The organism is Dyella terrae, from assembly GCF_022394535.1.
GTDB lineage: Bacteria > Pseudomonadota > Gammaproteobacteria > Xanthomonadales > Rhodanobacteraceae > Dyella.
Genome location: NZ_CP089414.1, coordinates 3,415,309 through 3,432,042, shown reverse-complemented (window position 1 = coordinate 3,432,042; position 16,734 = coordinate 3,415,309). Strand labels below are relative to the sequence as shown.

Annotated in this window: 12 protein-coding genes and 1 pseudogene; 8 read left to right on the top strand and 5 right to left on the bottom strand. The window is 62.2% G+C overall.

The annotated features are described in order from the left end of the window. The first annotated feature begins 74 nt into the window (after positions 1–74). The 4 genes from DYST_RS14990 to DYST_RS14975 are packed head-to-tail and all read left to right on the top strand — an operon-like array spanning position 75 to position 2,264. The gene (locus tag DYST_RS14990) at positions 75–620 is read left to right on the top strand and encodes an energy transducer TonB (protein WP_428993918.1); all 546 of its coding nucleotides are present in this window, start codon (positions 75–77) and stop codon (positions 618–620) included. Between the two features lie 49 nt (positions 621–669). Continuing rightward, positions 670–1,416: a MotA/TolQ/ExbB proton channel family protein gene (locus DYST_RS14985; RefSeq protein ID WP_102303141.1), complete on the top strand. Its 747-nt coding sequence runs from the start codon at positions 670–672 to the stop codon at positions 1,414–1,416. Positions 1,417–1,427: 11 nt separating this feature from the next. Continuing rightward, a complete protein-coding gene (locus tag DYST_RS14980) occupies positions 1,428–1,841 on the top strand; it encodes an ExbD/TolR family protein (RefSeq protein WP_102303142.1) in 414 nt (137 codons plus the stop codon). A gap of 6 nt (positions 1,842–1,847) precedes the next feature. Then, positions 1,848–2,264, top strand: a complete 417-nt coding sequence (locus DYST_RS14975) for an ExbD/TolR family protein (RefSeq protein WP_038622740.1) — start codon at positions 1,848–1,850, stop codon at positions 2,262–2,264. Positions 2,265–2,507: 243 nt separating this feature from the next. Here DYST_RS14975 and DYST_RS14970 read toward each other — a convergent pair whose 3' ends face one another. Both DYST_RS14970 and DYST_RS14965 read right to left on the bottom strand, forming a co-directional pair. Next, positions 2,508–3,251 carry a pyridoxine 5'-phosphate synthase gene (locus DYST_RS14970; protein ID WP_239946448.1) on the bottom strand — a complete coding sequence of 248 codons (744 nt, stop codon included), beginning with the start codon at positions 3,249–3,251 and terminating at the stop codon, positions 2,508–2,510. Positions 3,252–3,325: 74 nt separating this feature from the next. Next, a complete protein-coding gene (locus tag DYST_RS14965) occupies positions 3,326–3,970 on the bottom strand; it encodes a 4'-phosphopantetheinyl transferase family protein (protein ID WP_239946447.1) in 645 nt (214 codons plus the stop codon). A 113-nt stretch (positions 3,971–4,083) separates the two neighbouring features. Here DYST_RS14965 and DYST_RS14960 point away from each other — a divergent pair. Beyond that, positions 4,084–7,532 (top strand): annotated as a pseudogene (locus tag DYST_RS14960) (PAS domain-containing hybrid sensor histidine kinase/response regulator). 60 nt (positions 7,533–7,592) lie between these two features. Here the strand turns inward: DYST_RS14960 and DYST_RS14955 are convergent. Both DYST_RS14955 and acs read right to left on the bottom strand, forming a co-directional pair. Then, positions 7,593–8,264, bottom strand: coding sequence for a response regulator transcription factor (locus tag DYST_RS14955; RefSeq protein WP_239946446.1), 672 nt, complete (start codon positions 8,262–8,264; stop codon positions 7,593–7,595). 171 nt (positions 8,265–8,435) lie between these two features. Next, positions 8,436–10,376, bottom strand: coding sequence for an acetate--CoA ligase (acs, locus tag DYST_RS14950; protein ID WP_239946445.1), 1,941 nt, complete (start codon positions 10,374–10,376; stop codon positions 8,436–8,438). 224 nt (positions 10,377–10,600) lie between these two features. Here acs and DYST_RS14945 point away from each other — a divergent pair, with 224 nt between their 5' ends. Next, positions 10,601–12,103 carry an OprO/OprP family phosphate-selective porin gene (locus DYST_RS14945; RefSeq protein WP_239946444.1) on the top strand — a complete coding sequence of 501 codons (1,503 nt, stop codon included), beginning with the start codon at positions 10,601–10,603 and terminating at the stop codon, positions 12,101–12,103. A gap of 180 nt (positions 12,104–12,283) precedes the next feature. After that, on the top strand, positions 12,284–13,942 hold the full coding sequence (locus tag DYST_RS14940; protein WP_239946443.1) for an MFS transporter: 1,659 nt from the start codon (positions 12,284–12,286) through the stop codon (positions 13,940–13,942). 62 nt (positions 13,943–14,004) lie between these two features. Here DYST_RS14940 and DYST_RS14935 read toward each other — a convergent pair whose 3' ends face one another. Further along, entirely contained in the window at positions 14,005–14,265 is a 261-nt protein-coding gene (locus tag DYST_RS14935; RefSeq protein ID WP_102303150.1) for a GlsB/YeaQ/YmgE family stress response membrane protein, read from the bottom strand. A gap of 213 nt (positions 14,266–14,478) precedes the next feature. Between DYST_RS14935 and DYST_RS14930 the strand changes: the two genes are divergently transcribed. Next, on the top strand, positions 14,479–16,689 hold the full coding sequence (locus DYST_RS14930; RefSeq protein WP_239946442.1) for a hypothetical protein: 2,211 nt from the start codon (positions 14,479–14,481) through the stop codon (positions 16,687–16,689). Positions 16,690–16,734 lie beyond the last annotated feature (45 nt).

The window sequence follows — 16,734 nt, the reverse complement described above, 5'->3', positions numbered from 1 at the left end:
ATTGGAGGCGTACCTGGGCGCTGGCCGTAGCCATAGCGCTTCATGCGTTCGCGTTCCTGTTGTTGGTGGCGCCTATGGCACCGCCAAAACAGGTACAGAAAGAAAAAGAACGCACGGTCCAGGTGAACTTTATCGAGCCGCCGCCGCCACCGCCGCCACCGCCGCCGCCGCCGCCGGAGCCGCCGAAGCAGCCCCCGCCGAAGATCATTCAGCAGGTTAAGCCGCCGCCGACCCCGCCGCCGCCGACGCCGCCACCGACAGTGGAAGAGCATTCGGCCAACGCAGTTGCGGCAGCACCGCCGGCACCGCCTGCTCCTCCGCAGCCGCCGCCGGATATCACCGCAAGTCAGGACATCAGCTATAACAGCCGTATTCAGCCCAAGTATCCGCCGCAGGCTATTCGCCAGCGTCACGAGGGCACGGTCACGCTGATGATCTTGGTGGGTGTGGATGGTTCGCCGAAGGACATCAAGGTGGAAGCGTCCAGCGGTTATCGCGAGCTGGATCAGGCCGCGATTGAAACGGCACGCAAGTGGCGCTTCAATCCGAACATAAGGAACGGGCAAAAGACGGAAGGCTATGTCCGCGTCCCGATCAACTTCAATCTCAATCAGCTGTAACTTCGGTTACGGTTAATCAGTTCACGCTTGACTTTCCAAGGGTAGCGTTATGTTCCTGCAAACTTCTCCGGCCCCCGCGGGCGGTACCACCAACGCCGAAGCCATGAAGTCGATGGGCTTCGACCACCTTATCCACAACTTCGATTTCCTTGGCTGGATCGTGTTCGTGGTGCTGGTGGTGATGTCCTTCTCCTCCTGGTACTTCATCATCGCTAATGCCATCCGCAACGCCATGGTTCGTGGCCGCGCAGACAAGGTCATCAACGGCTTCTGGGCCAATGGTTCGACCCAGGATGCTATCCGCGAACTCGAAGCTCAGCCCAAGGGCGAACCGTTCTCGAAGATCGCTCTCGACGCTGCTTCGGCCGTCGCTCACCATCAGCAGGCTTCGGCCGGCGGTGGTCGCCTCGCCGAGTCGCTGAGCCGCTCCGAGTTCATCGATCGCGCCCTGCGCCAGGCAGTTGCTCGTGAGAGCCTCCGTCTGGAAGGCGGCCTGACCCTGCTCGCCACGGTCGGTTCGTCGGCACCGTTCATCGGTCTGCTCGGTACGGTGTGGGGCATCTACCACGCCCTGATCTCGATCTCGGCCTCCGGTAACGCTTCGATGGAAGCTGTGGCTGGTCCGGTGGGTGAAGCTCTGATCATGACCGCCTTCGGTCTGTTCACCGCCATCCCGGCCGTGCTTGCGTACAACTTCTTCAACCGCTCTAACCGTCTGACCTACGCTCAGTTCGACGAGTTTGCGCACGACCTGCACGACTTCTTCGCCACCGGCGCTCGCGTCGAAGGCAAGTGAGGATCTGACCCATGGCAATGAGTACCGGAGGCAATGCCGGCGGTCCGATGTCGGAGATCAACGTTACGCCGCTCGTCGACGTGATGTTGGTGCTGCTGATCATCTTCATGATCACGGCGCCGCTGATGTCCCATCGAATCACGGTGGAACTGCCGACCGCTAATCCGAAGGTTTCGGATACGGAGCAGGTTACGCCGATGGACTTGGCCGTGAAGCCGGATGGCACGTATTACCTCGATGACATTGAAGTCAGCGAGGGCGAGCTGAAGGCAAAGTTCGCGGTTGCGGCGCAGCAGTCGCCGCAGCCCGAACTACAGATCCGTGCGGACAAGACCACGGAATACAAGATCGTGAAGAAGGTCCTCGCCGACGCCAAGGACGCTGGCATGGTGCATGTCGGCTTCATGACGACAGGCAAGGAGTAACAAGCCATGGCATTCAGTTCTGGAAGTGGCAAGGGTCCCATGGCCGACATCAACGTCACGCCGCTCGTCGACGTGATGCTGGTGCTCCTGATCATCTTCATGATCACGGCTCCGATGCTGACTCATAAGGTGAAGATCGATCTTCCGCAGCCGAACCCGAACGTGGTTCAGCCGGAAAATCCGCCGGAACCCGTCCGCCTCAAGATCGACCAGTCCGGCGCGCTGTACTGGAACGATACCCCGGTGGACGAGCTTGGCCTGAAGGCACAGCTCGCGGTGATCGGTGGTCTGGGCGACCCGGCCAAGCAGCCGGAAGTGCAGATCAATGCCGATGACGGCGTCGCTTACGAGCACGTCGCCCGCGTGTTGGCCGACGCCAAGAGCTACGGCCTCACGAAGATCGGTTTCACTGAAGGTCAGTAATTCCGAAAGGAATTCAGCAACACTACCCTTAGAACCCCCGCCTCAAGCGGGGGTTCTTTTTTGGGCTGGAAAAAAGTAAGCGGCTTCGCTCATCGTTTGAGTAAAGACGTATAGACGTCCAAACAATCCAGACGATCGTCGAGCACCTGAGCGCCGGACTTGCCAGCGCTTGCACGAAAGCATTACAGGACGAGGCGCGCGCAGGTTGCATTGATTGCGAACCTGCTCGCGACGAGCACCCTATCAGCGCAGGATCTGCAGGTACTTCCGCACCGTGGTTGTCAGGCCTTCGTAAAGCGCCTCACCTACCAACGCGTGCCCGATCGACACTTCGGCAAGCCCAGGAATGGCTGCCTTGAACGTGCCCAGGTTGGCTTGGCTCAAGTCATGTCCGGCATTGACGGCCAGACCCGCTTGTTGCGCGCGGCGTGCGGTTTCAGCACACCGATCGAGCTCCTCCTGCACATGCCCTTCTTCGAAGGCCTCGGCATAGGGACCGGTGTAGATCTCGATTCGCTGGACACCAATGGCAAAGGCCGCGTCGAAGCCGGTAGCTCCTGAATCCACGAAAAGGCTCACGCGGCAACCGATGTCGCGTAGCGCGGCGACCAGGGGCTTCAGTGTGTCGATGTCCCGGGTCAGATCAAAACCGTGATCGGAGGTTATCTGGCCGTCGCCATCAGGCACCAGCGTCACTTGCGTCGGGCGCACCTCGCGCGCCAGCTCGATGAGGCCGGGATAACTCCCGCGCGCCGGTGCAAAGGGATTGCCTTCAATGTTGTACTCGACCCGACCGCGCGTGATTGCCGCAAGCGCGCGCACATCGTCAGGACGGATGTGACGCTGATCAGGACGTGGATGCACAGTGATACCACCGCAACCTGCATCAATGCAGGTATGGGCCGCACGAAGCACATCGGGCTCGATGCCGCCGCGCGAATTGCGCAGCACGGCAATTTTGTTGACGTTGACGCTGAGCAGGGTCATAGAGTGTTCAATACTCGCGGACTAAGACGTAGCAAGACGCCACTCGCGGCGGCGGGTTGGACACATTGCGCCGATCAGTCGGTGCCGGCAAGTGTCCACTGTCGGATTCGGCGGGGCGTTCCGCGCCAAGCCAGACTGCCGACGTGCGCGTCGTCGAGCATCAGGCGATGCAATTGCCACTGGTTTGCTTCGTCGCCATCCAACCGATGAAGCACCGGCAAGTCGCCGTACGCGGCAATGCTCAGGCGATGCAATCCAAACGCGAGTCCGCGACCCAATGCCTTGAGCACCGCTTCCTTGGCCGTCCAAAGCTCCAGAAAAGCGCGATCGCGTTGTCCGGCTGGCAGGGCTTCCAGAGCAGCAGTCTCGTCCGGGCTGAAATAGCGCTGAGCGATGGGAACGGCCTTGGGGTGGGCGCGCATACGTTCGAGGTCCACGCCGGGCAGCACGCCGCGTGCGATGGCGATCAACGCCTGGTCATGGCTATGCGACCAGTTGAAGGAAAGTGTGTCGCGCTGGCTTCCTGTCAACGCCGGGCGGCCATGCTCCGAGGTTTCCAACGCAATGTCGGCTGGCGACACGCCCAAATAGGCGCCGAGCATGGCCAACAAGGGCTTGCGGCCCTCGTGATGGTCGTACGCAAGGCGCCAGACGTGGATCTCTTCATCCCCCAGCTCCGCCGCCAACTGGGCCGGGGACTGGCCATCGGTCGTGATCATCCGCGCATGTTGCCGTCCAAGAGGCGATACTTACAAGCACGGCAGGCGCAGAGGAAAGGCGCACCGGCCGGTTGTACCCACCGAAGGGAAGCGCTCATGTCGGAGAACGCCGCTTGATTGCCGGATGGCTACTGCTACTGGCTTCCCTGCTGTACGTCGGACTGTTGTTCGTCGTGGCTTACGTGGGTGACCGTCGTCCGCTCTACCCGCGCCAGCCGCGCCTTCGCCCGCTCGTCTATAGCCTTGCACTCGCGGTGTACTGCTCGTCGTGGACCTTTTATGGCGCGGTGGGCACAGCGGCGCGCGACGGTCTGGCCTACCTGCCGATCTATCTCGGGCCAATCCTGCTGTTCGTATTCGGTTTCGGCCTGCTGCGCCGGCTCGTGTTGCTGGCGCGCCAGCGCAACATCACCTCGATCGCGGACTTCATCGGCGCGCGCTTCGGTAAGTCGCATGGACTGGCCGCGCTGGTGGCCGTCATCGCCGTCATTGCCGTGGTGCCGTACCTGGCACTGCAGTTCAAGGCCGTCGCGATGTCTTATGCCGTGCTTGGTAGCGCGGTTCCGCCGGGCACTTCGCAGTTCAGTGACAGCGCGCTCTGGTGCGCGATCCTGCTGGCAACTTTCGCGATCCTTTTCGGTACGCGCACCATCGATGCCACCGAACATCATCACGGCATGATGCTCGCCATTGCGGTCGAATCACTGATCAAGCTAGTGGTGTTCATTGCCCTGGCGGGTTATGCACTCTGGCGTGGTCCTGGGCTCGCAGCCACCATGCAATTTCCGGCGCAGCAGTTGGCTGAGGGCGTATCGCCGGGTTTTCTCGCACAGACACTGCTCGCTTTCTGCGCGATGTTTTGCCTGCCGCGCCAGTTCCAGATCGGCGTGGTGGAATGCGAAGACCCGCACGACGTTTCGCGCGCGCGCTGGATGTTCCCTGCCTACATGGTGCTCATCAGCCTAGCGGTGCTGCCCATAGTGGCGGCCGGGCTGCATCTACCCCAACTGCAGCAGGGCAATAAGGATGCCTGGGTACTCACGCTCCCCATGGCCTACGGTGATCGTGGCATGGCGTTGCTCGCCTTTATCGGTGGCTTCTCTGCGGCGACGGGTATGGTGATCGTGGCGTGCGTGGCGTTGTCCACGATGATCAGCAACGACATCGTCATGCCTATGCTGCTGCGCATTCACGCGTTGAAGCTGGAGCAGCGCGCCGATCTTTCGCAACTAGTGCTGCTGGTGCGTCGCATCGCGATCATTGCGCTTGCCGCGATGGCTTACGTCTACTACCGCGTGGTGGCCGACACGACCAATCTCGCGGCAACCGGACTGCTCGCGTTCGCCGCGGTAGCTCAGTTCGCGCCGGGCATGATCGCGGCACTCTACTGGGGTGGCGCGAGCCGCAAAGGCGTGGCCACGGGGTTGGCGATGGGCTTCCTGGTGTGGGCATACACCTTGCTGCTACCCGCCATGAACCGTTCTGCCAGTTGGTTGGATACGGGCCCGATGAATCTCAGCTGGTTGCAGCCGCAAGCGCTGTTCCATTTGAGTGGCTGGGATCCCGTCATGCACGGCACGTTCTGGTCGCTGCTAGTGAACGTGGCTTGCCTCATCTTCGTCTCGTTGCGCTTCCGACCCAACCTGGAGGAACGCCTGCACGCTGCGATGTTCCTCGATCCCTACGCCATCGACAGCCGTGGCGCCGGCGACTGGCGTGGCCGCGTCGCCGTCGCTGATCTACGCACCATTGCCGAGCGTATCGTGGGTGAACGCACCAGCCAGCGCGCGTTTGAGGAATACGCCGAACGGCGCGGCAAAGCGCTGCAATCGGGCGAGGCCGCGGATCGCGCTTTGATTCAGTACACCGAACGCCTGCTGGCATCGGCGGTAGGCGCGGCCAGCGCACGCCGAATCCTGATGGGTGCCTTGTCGGGTTCCGGCCTGGACATTGCCGAAGCGATGGCACTGATGGACGAGGCATCGCAAGAGTTGCGCTTCAACCGTGAGCTGCTTTCGACGACGCTGGAGAACGTGTCGCAAGGCATCAGTGTGATCGATGCGACTATGCGACTGGTGGCGTGGAACCGTCGCTACCTCGAATTATTCGACTATCCCGATGGCATGGTTTACGTCGGCGTGCCGGTGGCGGATCTGATTCGCTGGAACGCAGACCACGGCGAATGCGGCCCAGGTGAAGTGGAGGCGCACGTGGCCAAACGCATCGCGCACATGCACGCTGGATCGCCGCACGTATTCCAACGTATTCGCCCCGACGGTTCGGTGATTGAGATGCGCGGCCGCGCGCTCCCCGGTGGTGGCTACGTCACCACCTACACCGACGTCACTGCATACAAAAACGCCGAGCAGGCCTTGATCGAAGCCAACGAGAACCTGGAACAACGCGTCGACCAACGCACCGCTGAATTGAGCGAGGCGCTTAACTCCGCCGCGCATGCTCGTCGCGAAGCGGAGATGGCCAACGCTTCAAAGACGCGATTCCTCGCGGCCGCCAGCCACGACTTGTTGCAGCCCTTGAATGCGGCGCGCCTGTTCACGGCGGCATTGCGCCAACACCCGGGACTTGACGGTGAGGCAAGCCTGCTCGCCGAGCGCATCGATGCGTCATTTCGCGCCGCGGAAGATCTGCTCGATGCCTTGCTTGATACCTCGCGCCTCGATGCAGGCAGCTACCGCGCCGATGTGAGCAATGTGGCGCTGTCCGATCTGTTCGAGTCGCTCAAGGCGCAGTTCGCCGTGCTGGCTCAGCAGCGCGGACTGCGCCTGCGCGTAGTGCCGACGAAACTCGCAGTGCGCAGCGATCCGCAGTTGCTGCGTCGCATCCTGCAGAACTTCATCTCCAACGCATTGCGCTACACCCGCGAGGGAAACATTCTGGTTGGCGCATGGGTGACGAGGTGCGTCTCGAGGTCTGGGACACGGGCCCAGGTATCGCGGAGGAACAGCGCGCGCGCATCTTCGGTGAATTCCAGCGGCTGGATCGACCTTCCCCGTGGGGTGAGAAGGGGCTCGGCCTGGGCCTTTCCATCTGCGAACGCATTGCCGGCATTCTCCATCAAAAGCTCGAGCTGGAGTCGCGGGAAGGCAAGGGCAGTTGCTTCGCGGTGCGCGTGCCGCGTGCGGAAAATGCGATCCCGCGCCGCCGTACCAACGTGCACCCGGTGTCTAGCGAACAGTTGCCACTCACCGTGCTTTGCCTGGATAACGATCCAGCCATTCTGGACGGCATGCGCGCGCTGTTGCAGCGCTGGGGTGTGGATTGCCGCACGGCGCTCGACGTAGCGCAGGCCGAACAGGAGCTTCGTCGCGGTGGCATCGATTTGATCCTCGCCGACTATCACTTGACCGATGACCTGGACGGCCTGCAGGCGCTGGAAGAACTCCGCGATGTGATCGGCGACTTGCCACCGATAGCGATGATCACCGCAGATGGCAGCAGCGAACTCAAGCAGCGCGCGCGGTCACTGGGCTACCCCATCCTGCACAAGCCGGTCAGGCCGGCAGCCCTTCGCGCGTTGCTGAGCGCGCTGGTCAGACGTTAGACGACGGCGTAGGAACCCCTGCGGGCTTTGCCAGAAGGCGACCTGGCGGATTCACCTTCATCACTCATCATCATCCGGTAACGACGGCATCGCTTCCTGATCGATCGCCAGATGGCTGGCGGCTATCGCCACCTGTGTGCGGTTGTTCACGCCGAGCTTGCGCATGATCGCCGTCATGTGCGCTTTCACGGTGGCCTCGGAAACGCCAAGGTCATACGCAATCTGCTTGTTGAGCAGACCTTCGGCGATCATGGTGAGCACGCGGAACTGCTGCGGTGTCAGCGTGGTGATGCGGTCGGCCACGGCTGCTTCGTCAGGCTTCAGCTCCATGCCGCCGCCGACCAGCTGGTGCGGCAGCCATACGTCGCCGTCCAGCACCTTGCGGATCGCGGTGATGATGTCTTCACCCGGCGTCGATTTGGGAATGTAGGCAGAAGCGCCGTGCGCGAGTGCGCGACGCGCGACCTGTACGTCCTCGTGTCCGGATACGACGATCGTCGGCAGGCCGGGAAACTGTCCGCGAATATGCGCAAGCGCCGAGTAGCCGCGGGCACCCGGCATGTGCAGGTCGAGCAACAACAGCTCGGCATCGGGATATTGCTCGATCAAGCTGAGCAGGGAATAGACGCTGTCGGCGCTGTACACGTTGGCGTCGGGAATGGCCGCGACCACTGCGCGTTGCAATGCATCGCGGAATAGCGGGTGATCGTCAGCGATCAGTACGTCAGGCATGGTCTTTCAGCTTTTCTATAGGAGCGCACGTTGTGCGCGACTGGCATGTACCTAAGGGGATACCACGGAGCGATGACGCCGTAACGACCGCGTCGCGAAGCTCCCATCCGGGGGATGACACTGCCCGCTCCGCGGTCGCACATAGGTGCGCTCCTAGCTTCCTTTACATCGTCACTTGATGAGGCGTTCTTCCACCAGGTTCTTCACCACACCCGGATCGGCCAGCGTGGAGATGTCACCGAGCTGATCAGGCTGGTTCTCGCCGATCTTGCGCAGAATGCGGCGCATGATCTTGCCCGAGCGCGTCTTCGGCAGGCCCGGTGCCCACTGCAGGAAATCCGGCGTGGCGATGGGGCCGATTTCCTTGCGCACCCAGGCGACGAGCTCCTTGCGCAGTTCGTCGTTGCCTTGCTCACCGGCCACCAGTGTGACGAAGGCATAGATGCCCTGTCCCTTGATGTCGTGCGGTGCGCCGACCACGGCGGCTTCTGCCACCTTGGGGTGCGCCACCAGTGCACTTTCCACTTCAGCGGTGCCGATGCGGTGGCCGCTGACATTGATCACGTCGTCGACGCGGCCGGTGATCCAGTAGTAGCCGTCGTCGTCGCGGCGCACGCCGTCGCCCGTGAAATAGTTGCCCGGATACGCGCTGAAATACGTGTCGATGAAGCGCTGGTGGTCGCCGTACACCGTGCGCATCTGGCCCGGCCAGGAATCGGTGATGACCAGATTGCCCTCGGTGGCGCCTTCAAGCACCGCGCCGCCAGCGTCCACGATGGCCGGCTTAATACCGAAGAACGGCAGCGTGGCCGAACCCGGCTTAGCGTCGATGGCACCCGCCAGCGGCGTGATCAGGATGCCGCCGGTTTCGGTCTGCCACCAGGTGTCCACGATCGGGCAGCGCTCGTCGCCTACCACGCGGTAGTACCACTCCCAGGCTTCCGGATTGATCGGTTCACCCACGGAGCCCAGCAGGCGCAGCGAGGCGCGCGACGCCTTCTTCACCGGGCCTTCGCCTTCGCGCATCAGTGCGCGGATAGCGGTCGGCGCGGTGTAGAACAGCGTGACCTTGTGCTTGTCCACCACGTTCCAGAAACGGCTGGTATCGGGATAGTTGGGCACACCATCGAACATCACCGTGGTGGCGCCGTTGGCGAGTGGGCCGTACACCACGTAACTGTGGCCGGTGACCCAGCCCACGTCTGCAGTGCACCAGTAGACATCGTCCTCGCGCAGGTCAAACACCAACTCATGTGTGTATCCGGCGTAGACCAAGTAGCCGCCCGACGTGTGCAGTACGCCTTTGGGTTTGCCGGTGGAGCCGGAGGTGTAAAGGATAAACAGCGGGTGTTCTGCTTCCACCGACACCGGCGGACAGTCGGCAGATTGGCCTTCCATCAGTGTGTGGTAGTAACGGTCGCGCGGCGACTGCATCGGCACGGCGCTGCCGGTACGGCGCACTACGATCACGGTTTCCACGCTATTGGTGCCCGGGCGCTCGAGCGCGGCATCCACGTTGGTCTTCAACGGGATCTTCTTGCCGCCACGCACGCCCTCGTCGGCGGTGACCACGACCTTGCAGGTCGAGTCGGCAATGCGCCCAGCCAGCGAGTCAGGCGAGAAGCCACCGAACACCACGGAGTGGACGGCGCCCAGACGCGCGCAGGCCAGCATGGCCACGGCGGCTTCCGGGATCATCGGCATATAGATGGCCACACGGTCGCCCTTGACCACGCCAAGATGCTTAAGCGTGTTCGCGAACTTGCACACCTCGGCGTGCAGTTCCTTATAGGTGATATGGCGCGACTCGTTCGGGTCGTCGCCCTCGAAGATGATGGCCGTCTTGTCGCCGCGCTCGGCGAGATGGCGGTCCAGGCAGTTGGCCGAGACGTTCAGCTCGCCATCCTCGTACCAACGGATATGCAGGTTCTTCGGGTCGTAGGAGACGTTCTTGATCTTGCTCGGCGCCTTGGTCCACTGCAGGCGCTGGCCGATCTTGCCCCGAAAGCCCTCCGGGTCTTGCACCGACTCGGCGTAGAGCCGCTCGTAATCGTCCTTACGGACGCGGGCCTTGGCGGCGAAATCGGGCTTGACGGGGTAGAGCTTGGACATCGTGGGGCTCCTGCGGCCGGCCAAGCCGGCCTCCTCATGTGTTGAATGTCGCCGCTTGCCACGGCAGTAAGCCCTCCGAGTGTAGCGGCTGGCCGGTGATCGGTACGTTTCCGCGTGAGCACAGCCGCTTTCGACTTTGGTCGAGGTTCGACCAATGGTGAATAGGCGTCCGCAATGCAGCATGGACATGCTCGGGGGGGGTCATCGACCTGGGGAGGCTTGTTATGACACTGCCTACGACCGCACGTCGCCATGGCTTGCTGGCGCTCAGCATCGCTTGTGCGCTGAGCCTGCCGCTGGGAGCCCATGCGCAGAGCACAACAACAAAGAGCAAGAGCACCACCCACGAGCAGCAGCTCGAACAGCGCGTCAACCAGTTGGAGCAGGAACTGGCCGAACTGAAGGCCATGATCCAGGAGCAGAAGGCTGCCACCACGCAGGCCGCGCAGACTGCCCAGCAGGCCCAGGCCACGGCGGTGCAGGCGCAGTCCACCGCGCAGGCCACGTCGACCAAGGTAGAAGCGACACCGCCGCCACAGTTCAGCACCGCGCCCGGCCTCAAGGTGGCGCTGCATGGCTTCATCAGTGCGACAGCCTTTGGCCAGGACCGGACCTTCTCCAACTACGGCAATGGTCAGAACGCCGAGATCCCGGCCCCACCGACTGCAGCCAACAAAGCCAATGGCTATGACGGCTCGCTCAGCGGCTTCGACATCCGCAATACCCGCTTCTGGCTCGACATCACCGGCGCCAAGCTCACCGAAAACTGGACCGGTGGCGGTCGTATCGAGATGGACTTTTTCGGTGGCAACAACGGCACCGGCGCCTATGCGCAACAGCAGCCGATCCCGCGATTGCGCCAGGCCTACATGGACATCACCAATCCCGATTGGGGTAGCACCATCCGCATCGGTCAGCAGTGGGAGCTGATGTTCCCGTTGGAGAACACGGCCACCTCGCTCACGCACATTGCCTTCCCGTTGGGCTACGGCACCGGCTTCGTCGGCTGGCGCTATCCCGGCGTGGTGTGGATGCAGGATCTGAACCACGGTTCGGATGGCATCAAGTGGCGCCTTGATCTGGGCGTGTTCGAAGGCAACTGGAATGGTCCAGCCAACGAGGCGGGCACCAGCACCGTCAACTACCTCACGGCGGGCAACGCGAATTTCCGCCCGCAGGTGGAAGCACGCTTGCATGCGCAAGGCAGCGACTGGCTGGCGTATTTCACGGCGCACTATTCGGAGGTCAAGCTCAACGGCGTGGGCGACATCAATCCCAAGCCGCTGCGTGACACCCTCAACAGCATTGGCTACGAATTGGGCGCACAGTGGAAGCCGGGCGTATGGACCCTCAAGGGTTTGATCTACAGCGGCAGGGCACTGGGCGAGTTGTTCGGCTCGATGTCGCAGTTCGGCAACATCAACGAATCGGGCGGCTACGTGCAGGCGGGTTACAACTTCACGCCAAAGTGGAGCGTCAACGCGTTCTACGGCATGGTGCGCCCGAACAACGACCAGGTGATCCACTGGACCACCACCAGCGCCACCGCCGGTACCGCGCTGCTGCGCAGCAACCAGTCGGCGTTGAGCTTGCAGTACGCCTCGGGCAACTACGAGCTGGGCGTGGAGTGGATGTACGACAAGCTGCGCTATCAAGTCGGTGCTGACGGTCCACGCCAGAACACCAAAGGCAACCAAGTCAGCCTGAGCGGCCTATACAAGTTCTAAACACCCCCAACGAGACGACGCGGAGGGGCGTCGTCTCGGTCATAACCGGGCGGGGCGATAGGAGGTGCCCGAACCGGAAAAGAAGTGGAACGCGCAAGGCGGCCGAAGCCGCTTCAGCGATCTGCACCCTGAAGTACGCATCCATTGATCCAATTGAGCGTCACAACTGAGGGTTACATCATGGCTACGACCGCCGTCGATATGCGGGGGCCGCTCGACACCGGCCACCGCCGCGTCATCCTGGCCTCCAGCCTGGGCACCGTGTTCGAGTGGTACGACTTCTATCTCTATGGTTCGCTCGCCGCACTGATCGGCAAGCACTTCTTCACCGGGCTCAACGAAACCAGCCAGTTCATCTTCGCGCTGCTCGCCTTCGCCGCTGGCTTTGCAGTGCGTCCGTTCGGCGCCATCGTGTTTGGCCGGCTGGGCGACATGATCGGCCGCAAGCACACCTTCCTCATCACCATCATCATCATGGGCTTGTCGACGTTCTTCGTCGGCGTGCTGCCGGGTTATGCACAGATCGGCGTCGCCGCCCCCACCTTGCTGATCGCATTGCGCTTGCTGCAGGGCCTGGCGTTGGGTGGCGAATACGGTGGTGCGGCCACCTATGTCGCTGAGCATGCGCCCAACGGCAAACGCGGCTTGTACACCAGCTTCATCCAGATCACCGCCACCTTCGGTCTGTTCCTCTCGCTGCTTGTCATTCTCGGCACACGCTTGGGATTGGGCGACACCAAGTTCGACGACTGGGGCTGGCGCATTCCGTTCCTGGTGTCCTCATTGCTGCTGGCGGTGTCGGTGTACATCCGCATGCAGTTGCAGGAATCGCCGGTGTTCAAGCAGATGAAGGCCGAGGGCAAGCAGTCCAAGGCGCCGCTTACCGAGGCATTCGGCCACTGGAAGAACCTCAAGCTGGTGATCCTTGCGCTGCTCGGCGCAACGGCCGGTCAAGCGGTGGTGTGGTACACGGGCCAGTTCTACGCGCTGTACTTCCTTACCCAAAGCCTGAAAATTGACGGCACCACAGCGAACCTGCTGATCGCCGCTGCGCTTGCGATCGGCACGCCGTTCTTCGTGCTATTCGGTTGGCTGTCGGACCGCATTGGCCGCAAGACCATCGTGCTTGCCGGCTGCTTGATCGCTGCACTCACCTACTTCCCCATCTTCAAGGGACTTACGCACTTCGGCAATCCGGCCATCGAAATTGCTGCGGCGACATCGCCGGTGAAAGTGGTGGCCGATCCAAAGGCATGCAGCTTCCAGTTCGATCCGGTGGGCAAGACCAAGTTCACCAGTTCGTGCGACGTGGCCAAGAGTGCATTGGCCAAGAAGGGCATTCCGTACTCCAACATCACCGCAGAGCCGGGTAGCGTGGCCGAAGTGAAGATCGGTGATCGCACCATCACCTCGTTTGAGGGCGCCTCGCTCGACAGTAAGGCATTCGCAGACCAAGGTAAGGCCTTCGGAACGCAACTAGGCGCCGCACTGAAAGCGGCCGGCTATCCGGAAAAAGCCGATCCCGCGCAGAGCAACTACGTGATGCTGATCGTCTTGCTGGCGATCCTGGTGATCTACGTGACCATGGTGTACGGGCCCATTGCGGCATGGCTGGTGGAGATGTTCCCCACTCGCATCCGCTATACCTCAATGAGCTTGCCGTATCACATCGGCAATGGCTGGTTCGGTGGCTTCGTGCCCACCATCGGCTTCATGCTGGTGGCGTGGAAGGGCGATATTTACTACGGCCTGTGGTATCCGATCATCGTGGCCATAGGCACGTTCTTCATCGGCCTTCTGTTCCTACGTGAAACCAAGGACGTGGATATCCGCTACTGATGTTCGGCAATGCAAGGAGAAGGCGCGACGGGTAACCGCCGCGCCTTTTCAATACACGCGATTCACACGCTGCGTATCACGCCGACGATCGCCAACAGCACCACCGCGCCGATCAGCGCATGCAGAATGCTATTCACAAACGGGCCGGCCACAGCGAAATGCACGCCCAGTCGGGGCAGCAGCCATCCGGCAAAGAATGCGCCGATGATGCCGACCACGATATTGCCGATCAGTCCGAAGCCGAAGCCCCGCACGATCAGGCCGGCCACCCAGCCGGCAATGGCGCCGATCAACAGGAAAACCAACAAGCCTTCGGTGGTCATCGCATGCTCCCGGTGAGTCGATCCACAAAGTATCCACAGGCTTACGAAGTATCCACAGGCAGGGTGAGCGCCAGCGCAACGCGGGTTGGCGCCTTCAGCGCCGAGTTGGCGATGTGTGCGAAACGTGCACGCGAACCCCATCACGGGTGACAGACCCGACCCGCTCTACTATGGAGCCGGCCATGGCGAAACACGGCGCCAGGAGGGAGCCGCATGCCCGATGTCCAACGCGCAAAGGGAACGCGGCGCCCCAGCATCCGCCATCGCTGGCGACGCATGCTGGGCTGGACTGCGCTGGTGCTCGATCACCTCAAGCCCGTGCGCGTATCGCTGCTGGTGCTGGCGGTGGTGGCCGTTGTCGCCATTGCGGTGGATCAGGCGGCAGAACTCTTCCTCATCGCGTTATGGACGGATCCCAATCGGGCGCGCTATCTCGCCTTGCTGGCAACCAGCGCACTGACCGGCCTTTCGATATGGCATGCCGCGCGCAATGCATACCGCCTGCGGTACCCGCGCTGGCCGTCGTTGCAGGATGAGCGCGCTGCCGTCCTGCGTGACTGGTTACCGCGCCTGCTCGGTGCGTCGGTGCCCTTGCTGGTCTGCTTGGGCTACGTGCTCGCGTTAACCAAACTGTCGCATGGCCCGTGTGGCATCACTGACCAGTGCATGCAACGCAGTTGGAGGGCGCTTGGGCTGTTGGCGGAGTCGGCAGCACTCGTCGTGTTCTTCATCATGCGGCGCCGTGTGTGGCATGTGCTATCGCGTCGCGTCGCGGGGATAAGCGAGCCCTGCCTGCGACCGAGAGAAGAAAAACGCGTATGGCGCGTGCGCGATCTCGGTCAAAGGGCCATGGCGACTTATGCGATCGTGATAACGCTCAACGTGCTCGCCACGGTGCTGATCGCCCTCAAGCCGGAACTGCTGGATGGCATCGGCCCGCTGGCGATCCTGCTCATTGCCGAGGCCTTCCTTTGTTACAACGGCGGCTTACTGTGCATGGCCGGCGACCGGCGCGGATTGCCGCTGCTCACCATTCTGCTGCTGGTCAGTGCATCGCTGCACGCGTTACACCTCAACGATAACCACAAGGTGCGCCAATACCCTGCGATGAGCACGCACGTGCATCCGGAACGGCAACCGGCCGATACACGCCCGACCTTCGATGCCTATGTGGATACCTGGCTCACGGACCGTTGCGCGGAACGGAGCCCTTGCCCGGTGATCCTGGTGGCATCGGAAGGTGGCGGCATTCGCGGTGCAGCGTGGACGAGTGAAGTGCTCAGCCGGCTCACCGTCGTCACCCAACAGGGGCAGCCTGTGGCGGGCGAACCTTTGTTCGCTCGTCACCTGCTGGCGACCAGTGGCGTTTCGGGTGGTGGTTTGGGGCTGGCGGTCTATACCGCGTCGCTGGCGTCACCACAGCCTGTGGATATCTCCATGCTGGAACCACGATCGCGGCGCATGTTGAGCCACGACTTTCTCGCGCCAACGCTGGCCAATGCCTTCTTCGTGGATTTCACCCAGCGCTGGCTGCCCGGTGCTTGGATGGACGACCGCTCCCGCGCGTTGACCCGCGCGTGGGAGGCCGCCGCCAACCAAGAAGGAATGCCTGCGTTTGCGCAACCGTTCTCGGCGCTTTACGAACAAGCAGGTACATCACCCACGCTTCCGGCGTTGTTCCTCAACAGCACAACGGTGGCCGAAGGCAAACGTTTCATCCAGCACCCGTTCCAGCCGCTGGCAACACCGCAACGCCAACCCTGGACGGCTGGACTCGACGGCTCAAGTTGGCTCGATCCCCGCGTGCCGCTGAGCGAGGTAGTGCTCAACAGCGCACGCTTCACCTACGTTAGCCCGGCCGGCACGTTGGAGGCCAATCTGGCCAATCCCCCTGTGCCGGATCGGCTACAACTTGTCGATGGCGGTTACTTCGAAAACTCCGGTGCGACAACCTTGCTTGAGGTGATGCATTTGCTGCGCGGGAAGGCGAAAGCGCGTGGCATACCGCTGCGCTTCATCGTCATCCATATCAGCAACGATCCATTGATGACCGACTTCATCGATCAGCACGATGCGCACCATCCACTGCCGTTCTATTCCACCGTATGCCTGGGGGCACCCGGCCATATCCGTAGCCATGTCAGCGGTGAGGCCACAGCCCCGCTCTACGCCTTGCTGGATACCCGGAGTGCACGGGGTGAATACGCACGCGTGCAACTGTTGAATGCACTTCGGCCTGACGCCGCCCACCCCGAAAACGGGGACATCCTGTGGCACTTCCGGCTATGCCCGGGGGACTACCCGATCCCGATGGGATGGACTATATCCGGGCCCGTGTTCAACGAGTTGAGCAGGCAACTGGAGCGCTTTCCGCTGGAGGCCATGGGCGATGCGCTGAGAGCCCAGCTGGTACCGGCGAAATAAGGTCAGGCGTCCTGACTAAAGGCCGGGGCGAGGTGTCGCGCCACC

What these genes read in the sequence shown, in the direction of transcription:
- DYST_RS14980 (WP_102303142.1), top strand. Translation starts at nt 1,428, where the DNA reads ATGGCAATGAGTACCGGAGGCAATGCCGGCGGTCCGATGTCGGAGATC.
- DYST_RS14970 (WP_239946448.1), bottom strand. Translation starts at nt 3,251, where the DNA reads ATGACCCTGCTCAGCGTCAACGTCAACAAAATTGCCGTGCTGCGCAAT.
- DYST_RS14930 (WP_239946442.1), top strand. Translation starts at nt 14,479, where the DNA reads ATGCCCGATGTCCAACGCGCAAAGGGAACGCGGCGCCCCAGCATCCGC.
- DYST_RS14985 (WP_102303141.1), top strand. Translation starts at nt 670, where the DNA reads ATGTTCCTGCAAACTTCTCCGGCCCCCGCGGGCGGTACCACCAACGCC.
- DYST_RS14965 (WP_239946447.1), bottom strand. Translation starts at nt 3,970, where the DNA reads ATGATCACGACCGATGGCCAGTCCCCGGCCCAGTTGGCGGCGGAGCTG.
- DYST_RS14945 (WP_239946444.1), top strand. Translation starts at nt 10,601, where the DNA reads ATGACACTGCCTACGACCGCACGTCGCCATGGCTTGCTGGCGCTCAGC.
- acs (WP_239946445.1), bottom strand. Translation starts at nt 10,376, where the DNA reads ATGTCCAAGCTCTACCCCGTCAAGCCCGATTTCGCCGCCAAGGCCCGC.
- DYST_RS14935 (WP_102303150.1), bottom strand. Translation starts at nt 14,265, where the DNA reads ATGACCACCGAAGGCTTGTTGGTTTTCCTGTTGATCGGCGCCATTGCC.
- DYST_RS14990 (WP_428993918.1), top strand. Translation starts at nt 75, where the DNA reads ATGGCACCGCCAAAACAGGTACAGAAAGAAAAAGAACGCACGGTCCAG.
- DYST_RS14975 (WP_038622740.1), top strand. Translation starts at nt 1,848, where the DNA reads ATGGCATTCAGTTCTGGAAGTGGCAAGGGTCCCATGGCCGACATCAAC.
- DYST_RS14955 (WP_239946446.1), bottom strand. Translation starts at nt 8,264, where the DNA reads ATGCCTGACGTACTGATCGCTGACGATCACCCGCTATTCCGCGATGCA.
- DYST_RS14940 (WP_239946443.1), top strand. Translation starts at nt 12,284, where the DNA reads ATGGCTACGACCGCCGTCGATATGCGGGGGCCGCTCGACACCGGCCAC.